Origin of the sequence: Comamonas sp. GB3 AK4-5, from assembly GCF_041320665.1 — a bacterium.
GTDB lineage: Bacteria > Pseudomonadota > Gammaproteobacteria > Burkholderiales > Burkholderiaceae_C > Comamonas.
In genome coordinates this window covers 5,013,583-5,038,614 of record NZ_CP166730.1, presented here as the reverse complement: position 1 = coordinate 5,038,614, position 25,032 = coordinate 5,013,583, and the positions used below count along the sequence as shown (strand labels likewise).

Genomic DNA, 25,032 nt, shown 5'->3' with positions numbered 1-25,032 from the left:
ATGAACCCGGCCTCGTTTTTAGCGATGCCGGGTTTTTTCATGTCCTTCATCGCCACACCGCAATCCATGCATTTCTCGGATGCATTGCCCTTACAAAGCGGCAAACACATCCGTGACTACACCCTCGCGTTTGAAACCTATGGCACGCTGAATGCCGACCGGTCCAACGCTGTGTTGGTCTGCCACGCGTTGAATGCCTCCCACCATGTGGCCGGCGTCTACGAAGACCAGCCCAAGAGCGAGGGCTGGTGGGACAACATGATCGGCCCCGGCAAGTCGGTGGACACGAACAAGTTCTTCGTCATCGGCGTCAACAACCTGGGCTCGTGTTTTGGTTCCACCGGCCCCATGCACACCCATCCCGATACCGGTGCCGTCTATGGCTCCAGCTTTCCGGTGCTGACGGTGGAGGACTGGGTCCATGCCCAGGCCCTGCTGCTGGACCGGTTGGGCATTCAGCAGCTGGCCGCCGTGCTGGGTGGCAGCCTGGGCGGCATGCAGGCCCTGAGCTGGACGCTGCAATACCCCGAGCGCATGCGCCACGCCGTGGTGGTGGCTAGCGCGCCCAATCTGAACGCCGAGAACATCGCCTTCAACGAGGTGGCGCGCCGCGCCATCGTCACCGATCCGGACTTTCACGGCGGCGACTTCTACGCCCATGGTGTGGTGCCGGAGCGCGGTCTGCGCATCGCGCGCATGATCGGCCACATCACCTATCTGAGCGATGACGTGATGAACCAGAAGTTTGGCCGCGAGCTGCGCGACGGACCGGACATCAAGTTCACCACGCAGGACATCGAGTTCCAGATCGAAAGCTATCTGCGCTACCAGGGCGACAAGTTCAGCAGCTACTTCGACGCCAACACCTATCTGCTCATCACCCGGGCGCTGGATTACTTTGATCCCGCCAAGGCCTATGGCGGCAGCCTGCATGCCGCATTGGCGCGCTCGCTGGCCAAGTTCTTTCTGGTCAGCTTCACCACGGACTGGCGCTTTGCCCCGGGACGCAGCCGTGAAATCGTACAGGCCCTGCTACAAAACGGCCGCGACGTGAGCTACGCCGAGATCGACGCCCCGCATGGCCACGACGCCTTTTTGCTGGACGACCCGCGCTATCTGTCTGCGATGCGCGCCTATTTCGAAGGCATTGCCAAGGAGATTGCCGCATGACTGCTACCCCCACCATGCAAGCACTGGCCCAGTTGGTGCCCCAGGGCGCCCGTGTGCTCGATCTGGGCTGCGGCGACGGCGCCTTTTTGCAGTATTTGCAGCGCGAGCGCGGCTGCAGCGGCTATGGCGTGGAAATCGACGACGCCAACCTGCTGGCCTGCGTGCAGCGCGGCGTCAACGTGCTGCAGCTGAACCTGGATGAAGGCCTGGCCATTTTTGAAGACAACAGCTTCGATATGGTGTTGCAGATAAACACTCTGCAACATCTGCGCAATGCCGAAACGATGTTGCGCGAAACCGCGCGCGTCGGTCGCATGAGCGTGGTGAGCTTCCCCAATTTCGCCCATTGGCCCAACCGTTTTTCCGTGCTGCGCGGGCGCATGCCCGTCACGCGCCACCTGCCCTACCAGTGGTATGACACGCCCAATATCCGCGTGGGCACCTACAAGGACTTCGAGCTGCTGGCGCACAAAAACCAGCTGAACGTGGTGGATTCCTTCGGCCTGCGCGAAGGCCAGGTCATCCGCAGCCTGCCCAATCTGCGGGCCAGCACGGCGGTGTTTTGTTTGGAACGCGGGTGAGTTGAAGCACCCCCTGAGCGGCTAGGCCGCTACGCTCGCGGGCAGGGGACGGCACCGGCGCGGCGGGGCGGCCCTTGCGCGGTGCCCTGACTTAGGCTGTGCCAGTTTTATAGGCTGTGCCCCGGCATGGGGCGGCGCTCGTCCATGGGTGCAGTCCTTCGCATAATGGGTGCATGCCACGCTTTGCCGCCAATCTGTCCATGCTCTATACCGAGCTGGCGTTTCTCGACCGCTTTGCCGCCGCAGCCCGCGACGGCTTTACCGGGGTGGAATACCTGTTTCCCTATGCCCATACGCCCCAGGCCATTGCCGAGCAGCTGCAGCGCCACGGTCTGACCCAGGTGCTGTTCAACGCGCCGCCGGGGGACTGGGATGCGGGTGAGCGCGGCCTGGCCTGTCTGCCTGGGCGGGAGCCGGAATTCAGAGAGGGCATTCACCAGGCCCTGGCCTATGCCGCTGTGCTGGGTTGCCCGCGCATCCATGTGATGGCAGGCCTGTTGCCAGCAGGCCGTGACGCCAACGACGCGCAGCTGCGCCACACCTATATCGCCAATCTGCAGTACGCGGCAGCCGCCGCGGCCCAGCAGGGAGTGCAGCTGATGATCGAGCCCATCAACGGCCGCGACATGCCCGGCTACTACCTGCAGCGCCAGGACCAGGCCCATGCCTTGGTGGCCGAAATTGGCGTGGCCCATGTGCAGGTGCAGATGGACCTCTACCACTGCCAGATCGTCGAAGGCGATGTGGCCATGAAGCTGCGCCACTACCTGCCCACGGGCCGCGTGGGCCATATCCAGGTTGCGGGTGTGCCCGACCGCCACGAACCCGACATCGGAGAGCTGCATCATCCCTATCTGTTCGCGCTGTTGGACCAACTGGGCTACAGCGGCTGGGTAGGCTGCGAATACCGCCCGCGTGCCGGAACGACCCAGGGGCTGGGCTGGCTGCACGCTGCCCGAGCAAGCTGTGCCGCCGGCTTGGACAGCTGAAAAAATCGGAGCAGCATCTGCGCGCCACGCTTGCACTTGCAAGGCCTGCATAGGCAAAAGCGAGGTGGCAAGCGCGGCAGATGCTGCTATGTTTGAAAAATCCTTTGCAACGGAGGCCTGCATGCACCCCACCAATCGCCGCCAATGGCTGGGCACCGCCGCCGCCACTGCGGCCGCATTTGGCCTGAGTACCGTGGCCGGCTGCGCCGGCAGCTCCACCACGGAAGCCACCACGGCACCTGCTGCGGCCGCGCCGCGTCCCCTGGGTGGCTGGCCGCCCAAGCCCACCTTGATTGCCCACCGCGGCGCCTCGGCCCTGCGGCCGGAGCACACGCTGGCGGCCTACCGCGAGGCGATTGCTGCCGGGGCCGACTTCATCGAGCCCGACCTGGTCATCACCCGCGACGGCGTGCTGGTGGCGCGGCATGAAAACGCTCTGGCCCTGCTGAATGCCGATGGCAGCCTGCAGGAGGCCACCACCGATGTGGCCGAGCGCCGCGAATTCGCCGCCCGCCGCCGCAGCAAAACCATTGACGGCCAGCGGCTCACCGGCTGGTTTGCCGAAGACTTCACCCTGGCCGAACTCAAGACCCTGCGCGCCCGCGAACGCATACCGGCCATACGCCCGGCCAATGTGCGCTTCAACGACCAACTGCAGATCCCCACGCTGCAGGAAATCATTGACCTGGCCAAGGCCGAAACCGTGCGCACCGGCCGCACCATAGGCATCTACCCAGAGACCAAGCATCCCAGCTACTTCCAGTCCATAGGCCAGCCGCTGGAGCCGGTGCTGCTGAAGGCGCTGGATGCCAATGGCTGGAACGACGCCAAGGCGCCGGTGTTCGTCCAGTCCTTTGAGGTGGAGAACCTGCGCTGGATACGCGCGCGCAGCCAGGTCCGTCTGGTGCAGCTGTTGGACGCCGAAGGCCAGCCCTATGACGCCGTGGCCGCCGGCCGCAGCACCCGCTATGCCGACATGCTCACGCCCGAGGGGCTGGCGCAGATCGCTAGCTACGCCCAGGGCATAGGCCCGCACAAAAGCCTGGTGGTGCCGGTCAAGGCCGGCAAGAACGCCGCACCCACGGGCCTGGTGGGCGCGGCCCACCGTGCGGGCCTGCTGGTGCATGTGTGGACGCTGCGGCCCGAGAACGCTTTTCTGCCCGCCAGCCTCAAGGCCCACCCGGTGGAAAACGGCGCCACGCGCGGCGATGTGCAGTCCGACATCACCGCCTTTTTGCGCGCGGGTGTGGACGGATTCTTCTGCGACGACCCGGCCGTGGGCCGCGCCGCCATCCAGGCCTACCAGGCACGCTGAAAGCCAGTGGCGCAGCCCTGGGGTGCCTGCGGGCCTGCCAAGGGCTAGCGGCTCCCGACATGGTGTCTTCATCGCGATCGGGCACACTTGCGCCGTTTGATGGACGGGGCGCCCAGTCTTTGGCGCGCACCGGTGCTGCAAGGACTTGTGATGCGTTTTTCTGCCCGATTGATCTGGTGCACCGTGGCACCGGCACTGCTGTTTGTGATGGCGCTGGCCGCCAGCCTGTGGGGGCTGTCCCGCACCGAAGCCCAGTTCCAGCGCTATATCGCTACCGAGCAGACCTTGGTCAACCACCTGCAGGAGCTGTATGCCCAGGGCCTGCAAAGCGGCCAGGCATTGCGCAACATCGTGCTCAACCCCGAAGACCGCCAGGCCGTGGACAATCTGCGCAGCGCACGCGAGCACTACGACAGCAGCTATCGCGCCATGCTGGGCGTGGTGCAAGGCCAGCCGCAGCAAAGCGCCGTACAGGCGCTGCAGGCCTTGCGTGAAGCGCAGAACCAGGCACAGGACGCCGTTGTGGCCTTGGCCGCGCACGACCAGGCCGCTGCGGCTGCGGCCCTGAAGGCCCAGGAAACCCCGGCCTGGCGCCAGCTGCGCGCGGCCTTGCTGGAGCAGTTGCAGGCCGCCCGCACCGCTGCCAGCCAGGTGCATGCTGAGGCCCAGGCCGCCATCCAGCGTGCCCAGTGGCTGACGGCCGCATTGGCGCTGTTGGCCGCAGCCGTGGCTGCAGTGCTGCTGTGGGTGATGGTGCGCACGCTGCGCCATGAATTGGGCGGCGAGCCTGCCGAGGCCCGCGCCACCTTGCGCCGCGTGGCCGATGGCGATCTGCGCCACCAGCCCGTTGCAGGGGGAAAGGCCCAGGGCCTGATGGCCGAGCTGGGCGGCATGCAGCAAGGTCTGCGCGACCTGGTGCACCAGGTGCAGCACGTCACCCAGGAAATCACCCATGCGGCCCAGGAAATCGCCCAGGGCAACCAGGACCTGTCGGCCCGTACCGAAAGCCAGGCCAGTGCGCTGGAGGAAACGGCCGCTTCCATGGAAGAGCTCAGCACCACCGTGCGCCAGAACGCTGACAACGCCCAGCAGGCCAACCAGCTGGCCCAGCAGGCCAGCACCGTGGCCACACAGGGCGGCGCCGTGGTGGGCCAGGTGGTGCAGACCATGCAGGGCATTCAGAGCAGCAGCCGCCAGATTGCCGACATCATTGGCGTGATCGACTCCATCGCCTTTCAGACCAATATCCTGGCGCTGAATGCCGCTGTGGAAGCCGCCCGCGCCGGCGAGCAGGGCCGGGGCTTTGCCGTGGTGGCCACCGAGGTGCGCACCCTGGCTGGGCGCAGTGCCGATGCGGCCAAGCAAATCAAGCAGCTCATCGACGCCAGCGTGCAGCAGGTGGCCCAGGGCACCCAATTGGTGGACCAGGCCGGAGCCACCATGGGCGACATCGTGGCCTCCATCCAGCGGGTGGCCGACATCATGGGCGAGATCAGCGCCGCCAGCCACGAGCAAAGCGCGGGCGTGGGCCAGGTGGGCGAGGCCATCAGCCAGATGGACCAGGCCACGCAGCAGAACGCCGCCCTGGTGGAAGAAAGCGCGGCGGCGGCGGGCGCCCTGCGCCAGCAGGCCCAGGGCTTGATGGGAGCGGTTTCACGCTTTCGGCTGGAGGCCCAGGCGCGCGGCATGTCCGCGCAGGCGCCCATGCCTTCCCTGCCGCCCTCCATGGCAGCGCCGCGTCTGCCGGCCTGAGCCGTCGGGCGGGCGAAGGCTGCAGAGTTTTTGTATGAAAACGCTGTTGCAGGTATAGCAGACCAGCGCTGGATGCTCTTGTTTTGAGAGCGATGGGGTGGCCTGCACACCCACTGGCGGCTGGACAGCCGTGCGCGGCAAAACCGGGGCCGCTTCCTATCATGGCCTTCGCTTTGCTCGCGCCGCTGCCATGCCACTGCCTGTATTGGATTTCCACACCGCTTTTGCCATGACGGCGCTCTCGGCCTGGGCCCAGATCGGGTTGCTCTGGCTGCTGGGGCGCCGTTTCTGGGGCCTGGGCCTTCCCTATGCCATGGGGGCCACCGCCTGTTTCGGAGGTGCCAGCCTGTGCCTGGCCATGCAAAGCAGCTGGCCCTACCAGACCAGCCTGCTGGCCGGGCTTTTTCTCCTCATCGGCGGTGTCAGCCTGCTGTCTGTGTGTGTGCAACGCCTGCGCCCGCCCTCCTGGAGCGACGAAACACTGTGTCTGCTGGGCCTGCCCTGGCTGCTGCTGTTCCTGGGCCTGTGGCTGCTGCCCAGCGACGGGCCCATGCAGTGGACGCTGGGCGTTGGCATTTGCGGGCTGCAACTGGGATGGTTGCTCTATCGGCTGCAACGCCTGCGCCGCTACACACCCGGCAGCGGCTGGGTCATGGTGGTGGGGGCGGTGCTGGTGCAGCTAGGGGGCTTGCTGGCCTGGCTGGCTGCGGGGGAGGCACAAGCCCCTGCCTGGATGTTGTGGGCGCTGTGCCTGTCCCAGTTCCTGGGTTGGCAGACCCTGGCGGGTGGGTATGTGCGCATGCTGCACGACTACCACGGCGAGCGTGAACGCCGGGCCGCCACCCTGGACGCACTCACCCAGCTGCCCAGCCGGCGCACGCTGACGGAATATGCCGCTCTGGCCCTGACCCAGGCCGCGCACGAGGGCACAACGCTGGGGGTGCTGGTGCTGGACATCGACCATTTCCAGCAGGTCAGTGATCGCCATGGCCCGTTGGCCGGCGATGCGGTGGTGCGGCGCGTGGCCTGGGTGCTGCGCAACCAGTTGCGCCAGCAGGACTTTGCGGCACGCTATGCGGGGGAGGAGTTTGTGGTGCTGCTGCCCCAGGCCTCGCCGGCGGTGCTGTTGTCCACGGCCCAGCGCATTGTCGATGCCGTGCGGGCCGAGGCCGTGGTGGCCGAAGGCGCCCGCATGGAGGTGACGGTCAGCCTGGGCGGCCATGTGCAACATGCCTCTCCAGGGCTGTGCTGGGAAGAGCTGCTGGCCACGGCCGATGCGGCGTTCTACGAGGCCAAGCACGAGGGCGGTGACCGGGTGGTGCTCTCTGCCGTCAGCCGTGCCCAGCTGGCGCCGGCCCAGCCCGAGCCGGGGCACGGCCCGCCCCACCGCGGCCCGGACGCTGGGGAGCGCCACGACGATGCCCGGCATTGAGCGCCCGGCTTGCGACGGCATACCCGTGCAGTCAAGGCTGCCTTGGCACAAGGAGGTGGGCGGCTGCAGGACAATACAGGCCTAGATTTGCATAGGAGAGCCGCCCCATGAACGCACGCATTCCGCCCGCTGCGCTGAACGCCAGCCAGGCCCTGGACCAGGTCAGCCAGAAGTGGGACCAGGACATCGTCGGCCAGCTCAAGGACTACATTGCCATTCCGGCCAAGTCGCCCATGTTCGCGCCCGACTGGCAGCAGCAAGGCCTGCTGGACCTGGTGCTGCGCAACGCCGCCACCTGGGTGGAGGCGCAGAAAGTACCTGGCCTGAAGTTGGAAATCGTGCGCCTGGAAGGCCGCACACCGGTGCTGTTCTTCGAGGTCGAAGGCACGCAGCCCGGCGCCAATGCCGCCGGCGCGCCCACGGTGCTGATGTATGGCCACCTGGACAAGCAGCCCGAATTCGAAGGCTGGCGCAGCGATCTGGGCCCCTGGACCCCGGTGTATGAGGACGGCAAGCTCTATGGCCGCGGCGGTGCGGATGACGGCTATGCCGTCTACGCCAGCGTGGCGGCCGTGCAGGCGCTCAAGAGCCAGAACATGCCCCACCCACGCATCGTGGGCATCATCGAAACGGCCGAGGAAAGCGGCTCGCGCGACCTGCTGCCCTATGTGGACGCGCTGCGCCCCCGCCTGGGTGCGGTGGAGTTGGTGATCTGCCTGGACAGCGGCGCCGGCAATTACGACCAGCTGTGGCTGACCACCAGCCTGCGCGGCATGGCCAGCGGCACGCTGAAGGTGGAAATCCTCACCGAGGGCATCCACTCCGGTGATGCCTCGGGCGTGGTGCCCTCGTCTTTTCGCATCATGCGCCAGGTGCTGGACCGCCTGGAAGACAGTGCCAGCGGCCGGCTGCTGCCCGCCAGCTTCCACTGCGATGTACCCACCGAGCGCCTGGCACAGACCCGTGCCACGGCCGCCATCCTGGGCGATGCCACGTACAGCCGCTTCCCCTGGGCCCACCATGATTGCGGCGGCAGCACGCTGTTTGCTCTGCCCACCACCACCGACCCGGTCCAGGCCCTGCTCAAGCGCACCTGGGAGCCCACGCTGTCCGTCACCGGCGCCGAAGGCTTTCCCACGCTGCAAAACGCGGGCAATGTGCTGCGGCCCTACACGGCCTTCAAGCTCAGCCTGCGCCTGCCGCCGCTGGTGGACGCCGCCGCCTGCGTGCAGGAGATGAAGGCCTTGCTGGAAGACAACGCCCCCTACCAGGCCAAGGTGACCTGGGAGGGCCTGTCCAGCTCCAGCGGCTGGAATGCACCGGGCATGACGCCCTGGTTTGAAAACGCCTTGAACGCCGCCAGTCAGGCCCATTTCGGCGCTGACTGCGGCTATATCGGCCAGGGCGGCACGATTCCGCTGATGAATCTGCTCAGCCAGGGCTTCCCCAAGGCGCAGATGATGGTCTGCGGCGTGCTGGGCCCCAAGAGCAATGCCCATGGCCCCAATGAGTTTCTGCATGTGCCCTATGCCAAGAAACTCACCGCCGCCGTGGCCCAGGTGATGGCCGCCATGCCGGTGGCGCAAGCCGAGGAAACCACAGCTTGAGCACCACCAGCAAGCGATAAAAAATAGCTGCCGCAGCGCATACAGATTGCGCAGGCAGCTATTTTTTTGATACTTCAACCAGGCCCGAGCCGGGCACTACATGGAAAGCCACCACGGGATGTGCACGACAGAACCCAGCTTGCTGCATGCGCCCGACGGCACGCCCCTGGCGATTTACGACTGGCCGCTGGCACCCGCGCTGCAGCGGCGCGCCACGGTGTTGATCGTGCATGGCATGGGCGAGCACGCGGGCCGCTATGCCCCACTGGCCCGGCGCCTGAATGGCTGGGGATTTGCCGTGCGGGCCTATGACCAATACGGCCATGGCCGCTCGGGTGGCCCCCGGGGTGGGCTGAGCCATGATGGGCGACTGCAGGAGGATCTGGCCCTGGTGCTGGATGCCACCCGCGCCAGCATGCCGGGCGCGCAGCCGCTGGTGCTTTTGGGGCACAGCATGGGCGGGCTGGTGGCTGCGGACTTTGTGGCGTCCGGTGTGCGCCAGGTGGAGGGGCTGGTGCTGTCCTCGCCCGCGCTGGCGCTGCATTTGTCGGGGCTGCAAAAAGCCTTGCTGGCCAGCCTGCCCAGTCTGCTGCCGAATCTGCGCGTCAACAATGGCGTGGATTCCGGCAAGCTCTCCCACGACCCGGCCGTGGGAGAGGCCTATGACAGCGATCCTCTACAGCACCGGCACATCAGCGCGCGGATGGCGCGCTATATGGCCCAAGGCGGTGCCCGCGTGTTGGCCCAGGCAGCGGCCTGGCATGTGCCCACGCTGCTGCTGTGGGCCGGGCTGGACAGCCTGGTCGACCCTGCGGGCAGTGCAGCCCTGGCGCGGCAGGCGCCGCAGGCGGTGCTGCAGGCCCAGTGCTTTGCGCAGGCGTTTCACGAGATCTTCAACGAAAGCGAGGACCTGGCGGCGCCGGTGTTTGCCCGGCTGCAGCAGTGGCTGGTGCAGCAGTTTCCAGCGGTTTAGCCCTCGATCTGCGCGCCGATCACCACCACCTCAATACGGTACTTGGGGTTGATGGCGGGGGCGATCACGGTGCAGCGCGGCGGGGTGTGGCCGGGGACGATCCAGGCGTCCCAGACCTCGTTCATCACCGTGATGTCGGCCGCGTCGCGGATGAAGATGTTGCACGACAGGATATGGGCCTTGCTGCTGCCGGCTTCGTTGAGCAGGCGTTCCACATGGCCCAGCACCTCTTGGGTCTGCACGCGCATATCGCCGTCGGGATTGTTTTCGGGGATCTGTCCGGCCAGATACACCGTGCCGTGGTGGACGGCGGTCTCAGACAGGCGAGCGCCCACATGGTGGCGGGTGATGGGGCCGGAGGTGGACACGGTCATGCAAAAACTCCAAGGTGGGGGAAAAGCAAACTTCGCTTGCGAAGCTGGATCAGCGCAGAACCAGGGCCGACAAGGCCATCAGCGGTGCGGTTTCGGCACGCAGCACGCGCGGGCCCAGGGTGACCGGGGCAAAGCCCTGGGCGCGGGCCAGTGCCTCTTCGGCCGGGCTGAGGCCGCCTTCGGGGCCGGAGAGAAACAGCACCGGTTGCGCACCAGGCTCCACGGCCTGCAGCAGCGGGCGCGTGCCCTCGGCCAGCGACAGCAGCACGCGCTGGGTGTCTGCGGTATCGACGTTGGCGGCAGCCCATTCGGCCAGCGTCACCGCGGGGTGGATGGTGGGCACGCGGTTGCCACCGCATTGCTCGCAGGCGGCTACGGCCACGGCCTGCCAATGGGCGCGTTTTTTGTCGCCGCGCTCGCCCTTGAGCTTGAGCACGCTGCGTTCTGCCAGCAGCGGGGTGATGCTGGCCACACCGATTTCGGTGGCTTTTTCCACCAGCCAGTCCATGCGCTCGTTGGCGGTGATGCCGGCCAGCAGGTGCACGGCGCGGCTGGCTTCGCGGGCCGTGGCCTGGAACGCATCCACGCGCACGGCCACATCGCTGCGGCCCATGCGGGTGATGGTGGCGTTCCACTCGCCATCGCCCGAGCCGTCAAACAAGGTGATGTGTTGGCCGGGCTGCATGCGCAGCACCTGCACATGGCGGGCGGCGCCGGCGGGAAGCTCCAGCTCGGCGTCGGCAGCAAGCGGCAAGGGGCAGTGAAAGCGCGGCATGGCGTTCAATCAAAAAAAGAGAGCGTGGATAACGCTTACCGCAATGCTCTCAAATGGTTTTCTCCATGTAATGCATGCGGTGCGCGCTGCGGTAGCTATGAAATTTGAGGGTTACATCCGGCCGTAGGCATAGCCGGTTTGCACCTGTATGCCCTCAATCTGATCGACCAGGCGCAGCAGCGGGCCCAGCTCGCGGTAGCGGCTGCAGGTGGTGCGTATGTAGTGGATGAAACGCGGCGTGTCCGCCAGGTATTTGGGCTTGCCGTCGCGCAGTGTGAGGCGGGCGAAGATACCGGCCACCTTCAGGTGGCGCTGCAGGCCCATCCATTCCACGGCGCGGTAGAACTCGCCGAAGTCATCACCCCAGCCGCTGGCGCTGTTGGCGCCGACCAGACCGGCCTTGCGGGCTTTTTCCCAGTAACGCACGGTAATGTCGATGACAAAGTCCTCTTCCCAGGTCAGGAAGGCGTCGCGCAGCAGGCTGGCGATGTCATAGGTGATGGGGCCGTAGACCGCATCCTGGAAGTCCAGCACCCCCAGTGCCTGGGCCGGGTCGGTGGGCAGCATCAGGTTGCGGGCCATGAAGTCGCGGTGCACATAGACGCTGGGCGCTTGCAGATTGTGGGCCACGATCTGGTCGAAGGCCTTGCTCAGCGTGGCTTGCTGCTTGTCGTCCAGCTGCAGCTTGCGGTGCTGGGCGATGTACCAGTCGGGAAACAGCTGCAGCTCGCGGCGCAGCAAGGCTTCGTCATAGGCTGGCAACACGCCGGGCTTGGAGGCCAGCTGCCACTGCAGCAACTGGTCTACGGCCTGGCGATACCAGACCTCGGCCTCGCGCGGCTGATCCGGGTTCAGCACCTCGATCAGGGTGCGGCTGCCCAGGTCGGAGATCAGCATGAAACCGTGGGCCTGGTCCCAGTCCAAAACCGCAGGCACGTTGAGGCCGGCCTGCTGCATCAGCTGCTGAACCTGGACGAACGGCGTACAGTTCTCCCTGTCTGGCGGCGCGTCCATGACAATCAGGCTGCCCCCGGGATGGCCCTGGGCACGGTCCAGGCGCAGATAGCGGCGAAAGCTGGCATCGGCCGAGGCGATGCGCAGGGTGGACGGGTCCAGACCATGCTGGGCCGCCAGCGGTGTCAGCCAGGACTGGAAGGTGCGTTCGCGGGCCGGATCAGGCCATACCACGCTGGAAATGGGGGAGATGGAATCGCTCATGGATAATCCGATTCTACAAATCGTCCGGCTGCCGCCGGAAACTCCCGGTCTCTTCCCCGCTTCTTTCTGAAAGTGTCTGTCCGTTTGTTGCCCTCCGCTTGCTTTGCGACCTCCCGGTGTTCCTCGCCGCGCGGTGCCGTGGTGCGTCCACTGGCAGCGGCGGCCGTGCTCGCCTGCTCCGGTGTCTGGGCCCAGACATCCGACACCCCCGAGGCGCTCATTCCCGCGCCGCTGAAGTCTTCCCCATTGCTGCAGGAACATATTCCTGCAGAGGTGGCAGACCAGCTGCCTTCCTTTATTCGTGGTGACCATGTCACCGGCCAGGCCGATGTGCGTGCCCAGGTCCAAGGCCACGCCGAGCTGCGCAAGGGCGATACCGTGGTGCGCGCCGACCAGGTGGACTACACCTTGGCCGACGACCTGGTCGACGCCGAAGGCAATGTGCACATCAACAAGAATGGCGATGTCTACCAGGGCACAGCGCTGAAGCTGCATGTGGACGCCTTCAAGGGGCAGTTCAACGACGCCAGCTACCAGTTTTTGCAGACTCAGGCCCACGGTGATGCCGTGCGCGTGGACTTCATCGACCGCGACCGTTCGGTGGTGCATGACGCCACCTACACCACCTGCTTGCGCGATGACTCCACCACCTGGGAGCCCGACTGGGTGTTGCGGGCCAAGCGCATTGAGCTGGACCGCGCCGAAGAAGTGGGCTATGCCAAGAGCGCGGTGCTGGAGTTCAAGGGCATTCCGGTGCTGCCCGTGCCAGCGGTAAGTTTTCCGCTGTCCACCAAGCGCAAGTCTGGCCTGCTTCCGCCCAGCATTGGCATAGACAGCATCAACGGCATCGAATACGCCCAGCCCTATTACTGGAACATTGCCCCCAACCGGGACGCCATGATCACGCCCACGCTGATGAGCAAGCGTGGCCTGGGCCTGGCCGGCGAGTTCCGCTATCTGGAACCCGCTTACAGCGGCACGCTGCGGCTGGAGGGCATGACCCGCGACAAGCTGCGTGATCGGGATCGCTGGGCCTATTCCTGGCAACACCTGCAGAACTGGAACACTCCCATTGGTGGCCTGGGTCTGAACCTGAATCTGAACCGGGTCAGCGATGGTGATTACTGGCGCGATTTCATGCGTACCGATAAGCACTTGCGGGAGAGGCTGGTCAATAGCGAAGGCACGCTGAGCTGGGGGCGTAACGACCACAGCGTGGTGCTGCGTGCGCAAAAGTGGCAGGTGCAGCAGCAGCTGGATTCGCCCATCACGCCGCCCTTTGACCGGATGCCGCAGCTGCAGTGGCGCTACACGCCCTATGACCTGCCCGGGGGCTTTGATTTCGCCTGGGAGGCCGACACCACGCGCTTTCAGGCCCGCAATCTCGATGGCCGCGACAATGTCTGGAATGGCCAGCGCAGCTATGGGCTGGCCCAGCTGACACGGCCCATTCTGGCACCCGGTTGGTTCATCAAGCCCAAGCTGCAGCTGCACACCAGCAGCTACCAGATGGATACGGCCATCAACGGCCAGACCAGCTTCCAGCGCACCCTGCCGACCTTCAGTGTGGACAGCGGCCTGGTGTTTGAGCGCGACACCACCTTCTTCGGCAAGGACTATGTGCAGACGCTGGAGCCGCGCCTGTTCTATACAAACACCCCTTACCGCGACCAGTCCATGCTGCCGGCGTATGACACGGCGCGTACAGACTTCAACTTCGCCTCCATTTTTGCCGAGAACAGCTATGTGGGCCAGGACCGCATTGCTGACAACAATATGCTGACGGCGGGCCTGACCACACGCTGGCTGGACCGCCAGACCGGCGCCGAGGCCGTGCGCCTGGCCGTGGCCCAGCGCCTGCGTTTCAAGGACCAGCTTGTCACCCTGCCGGGCGAAGCCCCGGGCACGGAAAGCCTGTCCGATCTGCTGCTGGGCGCGGGCTTCAACTGGAGCCAGCGCTGGGCTTTCGACAGCGCCGTGCAATTCAACCAGGATGAGCGCCGCGTCAAGCGCTCCACCATCAGCGCCCGCTACAGCCCTGGGGCCTATCGCACGGTCAGCATGGCCTATCGGCTGCAGCGTGACTTCAGCGAGCAGGTGGACCTGGGCTGGCAATGGCCGCTGGCCGCGCTGTTCGGCGGTGATTTCACCCCGCCCAAGGGCGGCAGCCAACCTGGCGGAAGCCGCTGGTACACCGTGGGCCGGCTGAACTACAGCATGCAGGACAGCAAGATGATCGACACGGTGCTGGGCATCGAGTACGACAGCTGCTGCTGGATTGGCCGCGTGCTGCTGGAGCGGCACACCAACAGCATCAGCTCATCGGCCACCAAGCTCTCGTTCCAGATGGAATTCGTGGGCTTCTCCCGCCTCGGCGTGGGCAATGACCCCTTGGGCACGCTCAAGGAACAGATTCCGCGCTATCGCAATCTGCGCGATGGCAATGCACCAGCGCCCAGCCGCTTCAGCAATTACGACTAATTTTTCATGAACCGAATCATGCGTTTGCCTGCTATCTCATACCGTGCAGCCGCCCTGGGCGTGCTGTGTCTGTCTGCCTGGGCCGGTGCCCAGGCCCAAGGCCTGCGCGCTGGTGGCGCACCGGGTGTCAGCGCGCCTGCGCTGTCCCGAGCGCTGGAGCAAACCCAGGCCCCTGACGTGGGCCTGCAAGCAGGGCGCGGCGGCCTGCGTTCGGCCGATTACATCGTCGCCGTGGTCAATTCCGAGCCCATCACCAACAACGAGGTGCGCGAGCGCATGGCCCGGGTGCAGGAAAGCCTGTCGCGCGAAGGCGCCCAGCGTCCGGCGCAGGCCGCGCTGGCCCGCGAGGTGTTGGAGCGCCTGATCCTGGAAAAAGCCCAGGTGCAGTACGCCAAGGAAGTCGGCATCAAGGTGGACGACTACGCGGTGGACCAGGGCCTGGAAGCCGTGGCGCGCAACAACAGCATCAGCCGGGAACAGCTGGCGCGTGAGCTGAAGAAGGAAGGCATTTCCGAAAGCCTGTTCCGCGAAGAGCTGCGCCGCCAGATCACCTTGCAGCGCCTGCGCGAGCGCGAGGTGGACAACCGCGTCAAGGTCAGTGACCACGACATCGACCGCTACCAGCTGGAGCAGCGCAGCAAGGCCGGCGATGCCGCCGCTGCGGCGCTCAACCTGGGGCATATCCTGGTCGTAGTGCCCGAAGGCGCGACCGAGGCCCAGCTGGCCCAATACAAGGCCCGCGCAGAAGAGGCGGCGCAGGCCGCACGCAGCGGCAGCTTTGAAGCAGCAGCCAAGCAGTACTCCGATATCAAGGACAACGCCGTGATGGGGCTGCGCCCTGCAGAGCGCTACCCCGAGCTGTTTGTGCAGGCCGTGCGCTCGGCACAGGTGGGCGCGGTGGTGGGGCCGGTGCGCTCGTCGGCAGGCTTTCACGTGCTGAAGGTGATCGACAAGAGCATGTCCGGTGTGCCCATGGTGGTCACCCAGAACCATGCCCGCCACATTCTGCTGCGCCCCTCGGCCCAGTTGGGTGAGCGTGAAGCTGCGGCCCAACTGGCCGAGCTGCGCAACCGCGTGCTGCAAGGCTCCGCCAACTTTGAAGCGCTGGCACGCCAGTACTCGCAAGACGGCAGCGCCCCGCAAGGCGGTGATCTGGGCTGGGCCGGCCCGGGCCGCTATGTGCCCGAGTTCGAACAGGTGCTCGAGCGCCTTCAGCCCGGTGAAATCAGCCCGCCTGTGGTCTCGCGCTTTGGCGTGCACCTGATCCAGCTGGTGGAGCGCCGCGAGGCCGCCCTCAGCCCCCGCGAGCAGCGCGAAATGCTGCGCGATGTGGTCCGTGCGCAAAAGACCGAGAAAGACTACGAGACCTGGCTGCAGGAGCTGCGTGGTCGCACCTACGTGGAATACCGCGAACCTCCGCAATAAACGGCATAGGGGCCTATGCCCCTGTATCCCCGTGGGCGGGAGCGGCAGTGCGATCATTGCCGCTGCACCCTTTCTCTTTTTTATCGAACGGTGCCGAGGCACCGTTTTTGCTTGGCATGAAACATATTCCCCGCAAGCGCTTTGGCCAGAATTTTCTGACCGACCAGGCCATCATTGACGCCATCGTGGATGCCATCCACCCCCAGGCCGGCGAACCGGTGGTGGAAATCGGCCCGGGCCTGATGGCGCTGACCCAGCCGCTGGTGGAGCGCCTGGGCAAGATGACGGTGATCGAGCTGGACCGCGACCTGGCCGTGCGCCTGCGTCTGCGTGCCGATCTGGACGTGGTGGAGTCCGATGTGCTGAAGGTGGACTTCCGCGCGCTGGCCCAGCGTCTGGAGGTACCCAAGCTGCGTGTGGTGGGCAATCTGCCCTACAACATCTCCTCACCCATTCTGTTTCACCTGATGGACTGCGTGGACGTGGTGCAGGACCAGCATTTCATGCTGCAAAAAGAGGTGATTGACCGCATGGTGGCCGATGCTGGCTCGTCCGACTACGGGCGTCTTTCGGTGATGCTGCAATGGCGCTACCAGATGGAGAACGTGCTGTTCGTGCCGCCCGAGAGCTTTGACCCGCCGCCCAAGGTCAACAGCGCCGTGGTGCGCATGGTTCCCAAGGCGGCCCCTGCGGCGCTGAACCCGCAGCTGCTGGAAGAGCTGGTGCGCGTGGCCTTCAGCCAACGCCGCAAAATGCTGCGCAACACCCTGGGCAAATGGCTGGAGGAGAAAGGCTTTGCCGGCGAGATCGATCTGCAGCGCCGTGCCGAGGAGGTGCCGGTGGCCGAATACGAGGCGCTGGCGGCCCAGCTCTCACAAACAACTAGCTAAATTGAGAGCTGCTTACGCAATCACAGCAAGGATTTCCGGTGTTTTTATACCGGAGATGAAGCTGTTATATGCGATATAAGCTCCCTTTTAAGGAGCGAGCTGTCCATGCAAAAAGCCCGGGAATCCCGGGCTTTTTGCATGCGGCCAGCGCTTTTTGGTGTTTCTACAGGAAGGAGTAGAAGCAGCGGAAGGCGATCTTGCGCTCGGCCCAGTATTCGGCCGCGTCGCGGAAGCAGTCCAGAAACTGCTCGCGCACTTCCTTGTCGAACTTGCCGGTGGTGGGAATCTGGTCGAGCACCAGCACAAAGCCCGGCTGCGGGCCAGCCTTGTGCAGCGGGTCGGTCAGGCAGTCGTACAGGGCGTCGAAGTTCTTGCCGAAATGCGCCGGGAAGTGAAACTGCGTGGAGATCAGCTCCAGGATGTCCTGCTTGTTCTGCGCATGCGCCAGGTTGGCGTACAGAAAATGCTGGCCCAGGGTGCTGGCGGCCTGCTGCAGGTCCGGAATATGGAAGGCACGGATGGACTGCACAATATTGCTGCGCACCCCGCGCAAGGGGGATTCGTTGTCAGGACGAAGTGGGCGCTTTTCCATCTCCGTGGTGCTTTCTGTGGTGTGTTGGGGCCCGTGGGGGCGCTGCAATGCAGTGGTGGAGGCTGGGTGGCTCAGGAAGTTCCCCCAGGCGCTGCTGCTGCTTTGACGGTCCCAATCCAGATCGAGGAGGCTCATGGCGTGATCTTCCGGAAACTGCTGTAGTGGTCACTGGTGTAGTAGCAGGCATCGGGTTGCTGCGGCTGCAGGCCGCCGCAGATGATGCGGCGGGCTCCACGGTCGCGAGAGCGGGGTGTCTTGACGGTGTATTCGCGGTAGTAGCCACGCTTGGAAGTGGGCAGCAGCCGCTCGCGGTTGCCAAACACCGTGCCGTCCTTGTCGTACGGAAACGGCCCCCCTTGCAAGATCAGTGCATACGTGGTGCGGCCCTGGGGCGGCAATTCCTGTAGCGCGATCGTGGTGGCGTAGCCCTCTACACCTTCTGCGACTGGCGGCACGCCACGCGCTCCGGCCGGTGCTGCTGACAGCACGTACACTGCACTCAGCAGCACTGCGCAACCCGTTCGCAAAGCCTGGCCGGTAACCGCGGTAGCCGCTCTCAGCATCACATGCACGTCAAACACACCTTTCAGAAACCCGGGAAAGCCCGAAATTTCGACCCGCAAGTGTGACGCAGCCCCCCCTAAAAAGCAAGCGCTGGTCCCTTGCAGGAAGCCAGCGCTTTGTGCCGTGTCAAATGCAGCGGTGTACGCAGGCCGCCTCATGGGGGCCTTGTGCACCTTGGTTTTTGTGCTCGCTTAGGCGGATGCGCGCGCGGTGTTGGCTTCCGCCACGGTCAAGGCCGTCATGTTGACGATGCGGCGCACGGTGGTGCTGGGGGTGAGCACATGCACCGGCTGGGAGGCGCCCAGCAGCACGGGGCCGATGGCAATGCCGCCGCCTGCCACCTGCTTGAGCAGGTTGTAGGAGATGTTGGCCGCATCGATATTGGGCAGCACCAGCAAATTGGCATCGCCCGTCAGCGTGCTGTGGGGCATGAGCTTTTTGCGCGCTTCGCTGTCGATGGCGACATCGCCGTGCATTTCGCCATCCACTTCCAGCCAGGGCGCTTGCACGCGCAGCAGCTCCAGGGTCTGGCGCATTTTCAGCGCGCTGGGCTGGTTGCTGGAGCCAAAGTTGGAATGGCTGAGCAGGGCCACCTTGGGGTGGATGCCAAAGCGCTTCATCTCCTCGGCCGCCATGATGGTGATTTCCGTCAACTGCTCGGCCGTGGGGTCGTAGTTGACATGGGTGTCGACCAGGAACACCTGGCGGTCGGGCAGCAGCAGGCCGTTCATGCAGGCATAGGTGCCCACGCCAGCGCGCTTGCCAATCACCTGGTCTATGTAGTGCAGGTGCAGATTGGTGGTGTTCCAGGTGCCGCAGATCAGGCCATCGACCTCGCCCTTGTGCAGCAGCATGGAGCCAATCAGCGTCAGGCGGCGGCGCATTTCGATCTTGGCAATGGCCTCGGTCACGCCCTTGCGCTCGTTCATGCGGTGGTAGCTTTGCCAGAAGTCGCGGTAGCGCTCGTCCTGCTCCACGTTGACCACGTCGTAGTCCACGCCTTCCTTCAGGCGCAGGCCAAATTTTTCGACGCGCTGGGCAATGATGGCCGGGCGGCCGATCAGCGTGGGGCGGGCGATGCGTTCGTCCACCACGATCTGGCAGGCACGCAAAATGCGCTCGTCCTCACCTTCGGCATAGGCCACGCGCTTTTTGGCTGCCTTTTTGGCCACCATGAAGATGGGCTTCATCACCGTGCCCGAGGCGTAGACAAAGGTCTTCAGGTGCTCGCGGTAGGCGTCCATGTCCTGAATGGGGCGCTGGGCCACGCCGCATTCGGCGGCGGCCTTGGCCACGGCGGGTGCCACGATCAGCATCAGGCGCGGGTCAAAGGGCTTGGGGATCAGGTATTCGGGGCCGAAGGACAGCTCATGGCCCACATAGGCTGCGGCCACCTCTTCCGACTGCTCGGCCTCGGCCAGCTCGGCAATGGCGTAGACAGCGGCAATCTCCATCTCGGTGGTGATGGTGGTGGCGCCACAGTCCAGCGCACCACGGAAGATGTAGGGGAAGCACAGGACGTTGTTCACCTGGTTGGGGTAGTCCGTGCGTCCGGTGGCGATGATGGCGTCATCGCGCACTTCCTTCACATCTTCGGGAATGATTTCGGGGTTGGGATTGGCCAGGGCGAAGATGACGGGCTTGGCCGCCATCTTCTTGACCATGTCCTGCTTGAGCACGCCGCCAGCGGACAGGCCCAGGAAGGCGTCGGCACCCTCGATCACCTGGCCCAGCGAGCGCAGATCGGTCTTCTGGGCGAACTGCGCCTTGTCCTCGTCCATCAGCTCGGTGCGGCCTTCGTAGACCAGACCGGCAATGTCGGTGACAAACACGTTCTCGCGCTTCAGGCCCACTTTCAGCAGCAGGTTCAGGCAGGCCAGGGCGGCGGCGCCGGCGCCCGAGGTCACCAGCTTGATCTCTTCGATCTTTTTGCCTGCCACCTTCAGCGCATTGACCATGGCGGCCGCCACGGTGATGGCCGTGCCATGCTGGTCGTCGTGGAAGACGGGAATGTTCATGCGCTTGCGCAGCTCACGCTCCACATAAAAGCACTCGGGCGCCTTGATGTCTTCCAGATTCAGTGCGCCGAAGGTGGGCTCCAGCGCGGCAATCACTTCGACCAGTTTTTGCGGGTCTTTTTCGTCGATTTCGATGTCGAACACGTCGACGCCGGCGAATTTCTTGAACAGGACGGCCTTGCCCTCCATCACCGGCTTGGAGGCCAGGGCGCCGATGTCACCCAGACCCAGCACGGCCGTGCCGTTGGAGATCACACCCACCAGGTTGCCACGGCCGGTGTATTTGAAGGCCGTAGAGGGGTCTTTGACGATTTCTTCGCAAGGAGCGGCCACGCCGGGCGAGTAAGCCAGTGCCAGATCGCGCTGGTTGGCCATGGGCTTGGTGGCCGTGATGGCCAGCTTGCCTGGCTTGGGAAACTCGTGGTATTCAAGGGCGGCCTGGCGCAGCAGGGCGCGCTTGTCGGTCGTGGTGGGGTTGGACATCGGACGTCTCCAGACTCTTGCAGAGGGGCTTTTCGGCGGGAGCTGCAGGATGCAGCACATGCATTTCTCGAAATAGGACAAGCATTGTAGGCCGCGTGCTTCACAAAAAATCGGGGTCTTCTCCCTCTGTGAGGTCAAACAACTTCACCCTGCATGCTGTAAATGCATGCAAAAAACATTCTGTCTTTATGTCGAAGATGCATATCCTGCATTCCGCTTGCTGCCAGCAGTGGTTTTTGCCGCTAAGCTGCGCGTCTTCAATTTTGCTAAACATGCATTAGAGGTTCTTCATGACACGCCCCGCCGCTGTTTCCCCATTTCGCCCGCTGACCATGCTGTGTGGTCTGGTGGCTGCCGTGGCCACTTTGGTGGCCCCCTCGGTCCAGGCCGCTGACTACCCTAGCAAGCCCATCACCCTGGTGATTCCGTTTTCGGCCGGGGGCTCTACCGACATCCTGGGCCGTCTGCTGGCGCAGAAGATGAGCGAGAACATGCATGTTTCGGTGGTGGTGGAGAACAAGCCCGGCGCCAACGGCACCATTGGCGTGGACCGTGTGGCCAAGGCGCCTGCCGACGGCTACACCGTGGTGCTGGGTGATGTGGGTGGCATGTCCATGGCACCGGGCCTGTACCCCAAGCTGCCCTACAACCCGCTCAAGGACCTGATCCCCGTGAGCCTGGTGGGCCGCAGCCCGCTGGTGCTGACGGTGGGCGTCAACAGCCCGTTCAAATCGCTGGCCGAGCTGACGGCCGCTGCCAAGGCCCAGCCAGGCAAGCTGAACTACCCGTCTTCCGGCACGGGTGGCCCCAACCACATGGGTGGCGAGCTGTATGCCATCCAGTCCAAGGTCAAGGTCACGCATGTGCCCTACAAGGGCAGCGCGCCTTCGGTGGTGTCCCTGGTGGCGGGTGAGACGGATTTCGGCTTTCTGACCGCCGTCACCATCAACTCCCAGCTCAAGGCCGGCAATGTGCGCGCCCTGGCCGTGGCCCACAACGAGCGCCTGCCCTCCATGCCCGATGTGCCCACCATGAGCGAAGCCGGCCTGAAGGGCTTCACGGCCGACGCCTGGTTCATGGCCGCCGTGCCTGCCGGCACGCCCAAGCCGATTGTGGACAAGCTGTACGCGGAAATCGCCAAGGCCTTGCCCGACCCCGAGATGAAGACCAAGCTCGACGCCGTGGGCGTGCTGCCCACCGGCATGGATCCCAAGGCATCCGCCGCTTTCCTGCACAGCGAAGTCGCCAAATGGCGTGAAGTGATCAAGACCGCCAAGATCACGCTGGACTGATGCGAAAGGGCCGCCCTGGGCGGCCCGGCTCACCCTGGCCTTTGCCATGTCCGGTGGCCCGGGTGGGTCTGCCCTCAAGGCCTGTGTTTTCGAGGTCTGTGAAAAAATGAGCGCCATGCGCGCATGCATCCATTGTTTCCATGTGATTGCATTCGGAGTTCGGGGCTGCATAGGCAGCAACAGCTCATTTTTTCAGAGCGTTTGAAAAATACTTTTCAATCTGCGGAATGCCGGCTCCCAGGTATGGGGCTGGCGAAGCAGGTCCATGCAGCGGTATTGAAAAAACGCTTTCACCCCGAAGGGCCGCAGCTGCGCTGCGGGAAGGCTTGGCGCCACCAGCTCAGATGGCATCCAGCGGAAACGCCGGGCGCTGCACATGGTGGAAGGCAAAGCGGCTGTAGTCCGAGGTGGTGACGCCCGGGCTGTCGCATTCCACCAGCCCATCCGACAAGGGCACAAAAACCGGGCGACAGTACATGCGCGATTTCAGCAGCAGATAGCGAAATTGCGTCGGGTCCAGCCCCACGCAATGGAACACGCCCAGGTCCCAGGGCTCGTGGGTCTGCTCGGTGATGACGATTTGCACCGCGCCCGCATCCAGCAGCACCGTGCGGCCCATGCCGAAGGTTTGGCCGGTGTAGATGGGGCCAGTCACCGTGTAGCTGCCATCGCTGATGGCGCGCACCTGGCCGGTCAGCCGCAAGGGGGCGGCAGGGCGGCCTATCTGTGGCATGGCCACCTTGTTGCCCACGCCCAGCTCCACGCTGGCGCCTTCGCCGGCAGCAATCAGCTGGGCCACGGCCTCGGGGTCGCACAGCGGGCCCATGGCCATGCCCGTCAAGCCCTGTTTCAGTGCGGTCTGCAGCACATCCATGGTGTCGCAGGTGCCGCCGGACATGCAGTTGTCGCCATGGTCCAGCAGCAAGATGGGGCGTGTGGCAGTGCTTGCCAGCAGCTGTGCCTGCTGCAGCGATGCCTCCAGCGCCGCGCTTTGGTAGAAGAAGTCGCGGCGGTGGTTCCAGATCCAGCTGGCGATCTGGTCGACCTGGTCCTTGGCGCGGGCATGGGCAGCGCCGCTGTCCTGCACCGTGGCCACCACGCTGACAAAGGGCTGGGGAATATCGGACAGCGAGAAACCACCAAACACCGTCACTGCCGCCACGCCTTGGTCCTCGGCAGCCCTGGCCTGGTTCACGGCCTTCACCATGGCGCCGCTCAGCGTGGTGCTGCGCAGCGTGTGGCTCATCAAGGGCAGTTGCCGCCAGATCACCCGGTAGCGCGGCCCACCCGTGGCCATGGCCAGCAGCAGGCGCGCGGCATGGGCGCCGGTTTCGTACATATCGATATGGGGGTAGGTCTTGAAGCCCACCATCACGTCCGCATTGGCCACCATTTGCTCGGTCAGATTGCCATGCAGGTCCAAGGCCACGCCAATCGGGATGCCTGGTGCTGCGGCGCGCACGCGCGCCAGCAAACTGCCTTCACCATCGGCCATGTGTTCGGCCACCATGGCGCCATGCAGGTCCAGCAAGATGGCATCGCAGCCGGGCAGGGCATCGATGATGCGCTGGGTCAGCGCGTCGTAGGCTGCGGCATGCACCGGCCCGCTGGGGTTGGCCATGGCGGAGACCGGCGTGACCAGGGTGGCGTTCAATGCCTCGGCCGCGTCGATAAAGGCCGCCATGGGCGTGCGCATGCCCTTGTTGGCCAGATAAGCATCGTGGCCGTAGCTGGGATTGAAGGCCTGTAGCGGCGTGGGGACGGGCGAGAAGGTATTGGTCTCGTGGTTGAGGCGGGCAATCAAGAGCTTCATGCCACCACCCCGGCCGTGTCCAGCATGGCTCGCAGCAGCACATTGCAGCCGGCCTCCAGGTGGGCGGGCTCGGCATCTTCAATCTCGTTGTGGCTGATGCCGTCGGCGCAAGGCACAAAAATCATGGCCGTGGGCGCCAGGCGCGCCACATACACCGCATCGTGGCCGGCGCCGCTGACCACATCCATGGCGCTATAGCCCAGGGCCGTGGCATTGCGGCGCACGGCCTCCACCAGCTGCGGGGTGAAAGGTTGGGGCGGGAAGTACACCACCTGCTGCAGCTGAATGCCGACATTGCGGGTGGCGCGGATGTCCGCACAGACCGCCTTCAGTGCCGCGTCCATGCTGGTGAGCATGGCGTCATCGGGCGCGCGCAGGTCCACCGTCATGGTCACGCCGCCCGGAATCACATTGCGCGAATTGGGATACACCCCCAGCTGGCCCACCGTACCGCGGCCATGCGGTTTGCGGTCGGTGGCAATGCGGTTCACGGCGGCAATCAAATCACTGGCGGCCAGCAAGGCGTCCTTGCGCATCTCCATGGGCGTGGGGCCGGCATGGGCCTCCATGCCGGTCAGGGTCACGTCATACCAGCGCTGGCCCAGGGCGGCCTGCACCACGCCAATCACCTTGTCATGCGTCTCCAGCACCGGGCCTTGTTCGATATGGGCCTCGAAATAGGCGCCTACCGGGTGGGCTGCGGGCCCTGCAGGCCCGGCATAGCCTATGGCTTGTAGCGCCTCGCCCACGCTCACCCCTTGGGCGTCGCGCTGCTGCAGCGCATGCTCCAGCGTGAAGGCGCTGGCAAACACCCCGGAGCCCATCATGACCGGCACAAAGCGCGAGCCCTCTTCATTGGTCCAGACCGCGACTTCGATGGGCGCCCGGGTCTGTATGCCATGGGCATTCAGGGTGCGCACCACTTCCAGGCCGGCCATCACGCCGTAGTTGCCGTCAAATTTCCCACCCGTGGGCTGGGTGTCGATGTGGCTGCCCGTCATCACCGGAGGCAGGCTGTCGTCGCTGCCTGCACGGCGCGCAAAGATATTGCCTATGGCATCCACCCGCACGCTGCAGCCCGCTTCCTCGGCCCAGCGCACGAACTGGTCGCGTGCCTGGCGGTCCAGCTCGGTCAAGGCCAGGCGGCATACGCCGCCCTTGGGTGTAGCGCCTATGCGCGCCAGGTCCATCAGTGATTGCCACAGGCGTTCGCCATTGCTGCGCACCGTGGCTGCGCTTGCGTGTGCTGCCGTCATATTCATGTTCATGCTCCGGATGGCTGAAATAG

The 25,032-nt window shown here is 64.9% G+C and carries 20 protein-coding genes; 12 read left to right on the top strand and 8 right to left on the bottom strand.

Annotated elements, in window-relative coordinates:
- The first annotated feature begins 39 nt into the window (after positions 1-39).
- The 8 genes from ACA027_RS22250 (at position 40) to ACA027_RS22215 (ending at position 9,819) form a co-directional block, all read left to right on the top strand.
- Complete coding sequence (locus ACA027_RS22250) at positions 40-1,170, top strand: homoserine O-acetyltransferase (protein ID WP_370680348.1); 1,131 nt, start codon at positions 40-42, stop codon at positions 1,168-1,170.
- Positions 1,167-1,751, top strand: coding sequence for a methionine biosynthesis protein MetW (metW, locus tag ACA027_RS22245; protein WP_370680347.1), 585 nt, complete (start codon positions 1,167-1,169; stop codon positions 1,749-1,751). The genes ACA027_RS22250 and metW overlap by 4 nt, the downstream gene beginning before the upstream one ends.
- 173 nt (positions 1,752-1,924) lie before the next feature.
- Positions 1,925-2,740 carry a 2-oxo-tetronate isomerase gene (otnI, locus tag ACA027_RS22240; protein WP_370680346.1) on the top strand — a complete coding sequence of 272 codons (816 nt, stop codon included), beginning with the start codon at positions 1,925-1,927 and terminating at the stop codon, positions 2,738-2,740.
- A 121-nt stretch (positions 2,741-2,861) separates the two neighbouring features.
- On the top strand, positions 2,862-4,055 hold the full coding sequence (locus ACA027_RS22235) for a glycerophosphodiester phosphodiesterase (protein ID WP_370680345.1): 1,194 nt from the start codon (positions 2,862-2,864) through the stop codon (positions 4,053-4,055).
- Positions 4,056-4,205: 150 nt separating this feature from the next.
- On the top strand, positions 4,206-5,807 hold the full coding sequence (locus ACA027_RS22230; protein ID WP_370680344.1) for a methyl-accepting chemotaxis protein: 1,602 nt from the start codon (positions 4,206-4,208) through the stop codon (positions 5,805-5,807).
- Between the two features lie 190 nt (positions 5,808-5,997).
- Positions 5,998-7,239, top strand: a complete 1,242-nt coding sequence (locus ACA027_RS22225) for a diguanylate cyclase (RefSeq protein WP_370680343.1) — start codon at positions 5,998-6,000, stop codon at positions 7,237-7,239.
- A 107-nt stretch (positions 7,240-7,346) separates the two neighbouring features.
- Positions 7,347-8,846 carry a M20 family metallopeptidase gene (locus ACA027_RS22220; RefSeq protein ID WP_370680342.1) on the top strand — a complete coding sequence of 500 codons (1,500 nt, stop codon included), beginning with the start codon at positions 7,347-7,349 and terminating at the stop codon, positions 8,844-8,846.
- A gap of 118 nt (positions 8,847-8,964) precedes the next feature.
- Positions 8,965-9,819 (top strand): lysophospholipase, encoded by an 855-nt coding sequence (locus ACA027_RS22215; protein ID WP_370680341.1) that lies wholly within the window; start codon positions 8,965-8,967, stop codon positions 9,817-9,819.
- Here the strand turns inward: ACA027_RS22215 and ACA027_RS22210 are convergent.
- The 3 genes from ACA027_RS22210 to ACA027_RS22200 form a co-directional block, all read right to left on the bottom strand.
- Positions 9,816-10,193 (bottom strand): RidA family protein, encoded by a 378-nt coding sequence (locus ACA027_RS22210; protein ID WP_370680340.1) that lies wholly within the window; start codon positions 10,191-10,193, stop codon positions 9,816-9,818. The genes ACA027_RS22215 and ACA027_RS22210 overlap by 4 nt on opposite strands.
- Before the next feature lie 49 nt (positions 10,194-10,242).
- Entirely contained in the window at positions 10,243-10,968 is a 726-nt protein-coding gene (locus tag ACA027_RS22205; RefSeq protein ID WP_370680339.1) for a 16S rRNA (uracil(1498)-N(3))-methyltransferase, read from the bottom strand.
- A gap of 111 nt (positions 10,969-11,079) precedes the next feature.
- Positions 11,080-12,186, bottom strand: a complete 1,107-nt coding sequence (locus ACA027_RS22200) for an aminoglycoside phosphotransferase family protein (RefSeq protein ID WP_370680338.1) — start codon at positions 12,184-12,186, stop codon at positions 11,080-11,082.
- A 138-nt stretch (positions 12,187-12,324) separates the two neighbouring features.
- Here ACA027_RS22200 and ACA027_RS22195 point away from each other — a divergent pair, with 138 nt between their 5' ends.
- From ACA027_RS22195 to rsmA, 3 genes are all read left to right on the top strand, one after another.
- Positions 12,325-14,667, top strand: a complete 2,343-nt coding sequence (locus ACA027_RS22195; protein ID WP_370680337.1) for an LPS-assembly protein LptD — start codon at positions 12,325-12,327, stop codon at positions 14,665-14,667.
- Positions 14,668-14,685: 18 nt separating this feature from the next.
- Positions 14,686-16,092 (top strand): peptidylprolyl isomerase, encoded by a 1,407-nt coding sequence (locus tag ACA027_RS22190; RefSeq protein ID WP_370680336.1) that lies wholly within the window; start codon positions 14,686-14,688, stop codon positions 16,090-16,092.
- Positions 16,093-16,208: 116 nt separating this feature from the next.
- Positions 16,209-16,982, top strand: coding sequence for a 16S rRNA (adenine(1518)-N(6)/adenine(1519)-N(6))-dimethyltransferase RsmA (rsmA, locus tag ACA027_RS22185; RefSeq protein ID WP_370680335.1), 774 nt, complete (start codon positions 16,209-16,211; stop codon positions 16,980-16,982).
- A 163-nt stretch (positions 16,983-17,145) separates the two neighbouring features.
- Here the strand turns inward: rsmA and ACA027_RS22180 are convergent, their stop codons facing one another.
- The 3 genes from ACA027_RS22180 to ACA027_RS22170 all read right to left on the bottom strand — a co-directional run bounded on the left by ACA027_RS22180 (position 17,146) and on the right by ACA027_RS22170 (position 20,639).
- Positions 17,146-17,574 carry a barstar family protein gene (locus tag ACA027_RS22180; protein ID WP_370682662.1) on the bottom strand — a complete coding sequence of 143 codons (429 nt, stop codon included), beginning with the start codon at positions 17,572-17,574 and terminating at the stop codon, positions 17,146-17,148.
- 131 nt (positions 17,575-17,705) lie between these two features.
- A complete protein-coding gene (locus tag ACA027_RS22175) occupies positions 17,706-18,137 on the bottom strand; it encodes a ribonuclease domain-containing protein (protein WP_370682661.1) in 432 nt (143 codons plus the stop codon).
- 192 nt (positions 18,138-18,329) lie between these two features.
- Complete coding sequence (locus ACA027_RS22170) at positions 18,330-20,639, bottom strand: NADP-dependent malic enzyme (RefSeq protein WP_370680334.1); 2,310 nt, start codon at positions 20,637-20,639, stop codon at positions 18,330-18,332.
- A 290-nt stretch (positions 20,640-20,929) separates the two neighbouring features.
- Here ACA027_RS22170 and ACA027_RS22165 point away from each other — a divergent pair, with 290 nt between their 5' ends.
- Positions 20,930-21,931, top strand: a complete 1,002-nt coding sequence (locus ACA027_RS22165; RefSeq protein WP_370680333.1) for a Bug family tripartite tricarboxylate transporter substrate binding protein — start codon at positions 20,930-20,932, stop codon at positions 21,929-21,931.
- A gap of 340 nt (positions 21,932-22,271) precedes the next feature.
- Here the strand turns inward: ACA027_RS22165 and ACA027_RS22160 are convergent, their stop codons facing one another.
- Together ACA027_RS22160 and ACA027_RS22155 are read right to left on the bottom strand one after the other, a co-directional pair.
- Positions 22,272-23,744, bottom strand: coding sequence for a M81 family metallopeptidase (locus ACA027_RS22160; RefSeq protein ID WP_370680332.1), 1,473 nt, complete (start codon positions 23,742-23,744; stop codon positions 22,272-22,274).
- Positions 23,741-25,000, bottom strand: a complete 1,260-nt coding sequence (locus tag ACA027_RS22155) for a Zn-dependent hydrolase (RefSeq protein WP_370682660.1) — start codon at positions 24,998-25,000, stop codon at positions 23,741-23,743. Before ACA027_RS22155 ends, ACA027_RS22160 begins: the two co-directional genes overlap by 4 nt.
- Between the last annotated feature and the right edge of the window lie 32 nt (positions 25,001-25,032).

Excerpts from the sequence above, each read along its gene's own strand:
- otnI (WP_370680346.1), top strand. The coding sequence starts at position 1,925 with ATGCCACGCTTTGCCGCCAATCTGTCCATGCTCTATACCGAGCTGGCG.
- ACA027_RS22215 (WP_370680341.1), top strand. The coding sequence starts at position 8,965 with ATGTGCACGACAGAACCCAGCTTGCTGCATGCGCCCGACGGCACGCCC.
- rsmA (WP_370680335.1), top strand. The coding sequence starts at position 16,209 with ATGAAACATATTCCCCGCAAGCGCTTTGGCCAGAATTTTCTGACCGAC.
- ACA027_RS22250 (WP_370680348.1), top strand. The coding sequence starts at position 40 with ATGTCCTTCATCGCCACACCGCAATCCATGCATTTCTCGGATGCATTG.
- ACA027_RS22175 (WP_370682661.1), bottom strand. The coding sequence starts at position 18,137 with ATGCTGAGAGCGGCTACCGCGGTTACCGGCCAGGCTTTGCGAACGGGT.
- ACA027_RS22205 (WP_370680339.1), bottom strand. The coding sequence starts at position 10,968 with ATGCCGCGCTTTCACTGCCCCTTGCCGCTTGCTGCCGACGCCGAGCTG.
- ACA027_RS22225 (WP_370680343.1), top strand. The coding sequence starts at position 5,998 with ATGCCACTGCCTGTATTGGATTTCCACACCGCTTTTGCCATGACGGCG.
- ACA027_RS22190 (WP_370680336.1), top strand. The coding sequence starts at position 14,686 with ATGCGTTTGCCTGCTATCTCATACCGTGCAGCCGCCCTGGGCGTGCTG.
- ACA027_RS22180 (WP_370682662.1), bottom strand. The coding sequence starts at position 17,574 with ATGGAAAAGCGCCCACTTCGTCCTGACAACGAATCCCCCTTGCGCGGG.
- ACA027_RS22165 (WP_370680333.1), top strand. The coding sequence starts at position 20,930 with ATGACACGCCCCGCCGCTGTTTCCCCATTTCGCCCGCTGACCATGCTG.
- ACA027_RS22155 (WP_370682660.1), bottom strand. The coding sequence starts at position 25,000 with ATGACGGCAGCACACGCAAGCGCAGCCACGGTGCGCAGCAATGGCGAA.
- ACA027_RS22220 (WP_370680342.1), top strand. The coding sequence starts at position 7,347 with ATGAACGCACGCATTCCGCCCGCTGCGCTGAACGCCAGCCAGGCCCTG.
- ACA027_RS22200 (WP_370680338.1), bottom strand. The coding sequence starts at position 12,186 with ATGAGCGATTCCATCTCCCCCATTTCCAGCGTGGTATGGCCTGATCCG.
- ACA027_RS22160 (WP_370680332.1), bottom strand. The coding sequence starts at position 23,744 with ATGAAGCTCTTGATTGCCCGCCTCAACCACGAGACCAATACCTTCTCG.
- ACA027_RS22230 (WP_370680344.1), top strand. The coding sequence starts at position 4,206 with ATGCGTTTTTCTGCCCGATTGATCTGGTGCACCGTGGCACCGGCACTG.
- metW (WP_370680347.1), top strand. The coding sequence starts at position 1,167 with ATGACTGCTACCCCCACCATGCAAGCACTGGCCCAGTTGGTGCCCCAG.
- ACA027_RS22170 (WP_370680334.1), bottom strand. The coding sequence starts at position 20,639 with ATGTCCAACCCCACCACGACCGACAAGCGCGCCCTGCTGCGCCAGGCC.
- ACA027_RS22235 (WP_370680345.1), top strand. The coding sequence starts at position 2,862 with ATGCACCCCACCAATCGCCGCCAATGGCTGGGCACCGCCGCCGCCACT.
- ACA027_RS22210 (WP_370680340.1), bottom strand. The coding sequence starts at position 10,193 with ATGACCGTGTCCACCTCCGGCCCCATCACCCGCCACCATGTGGGCGCT.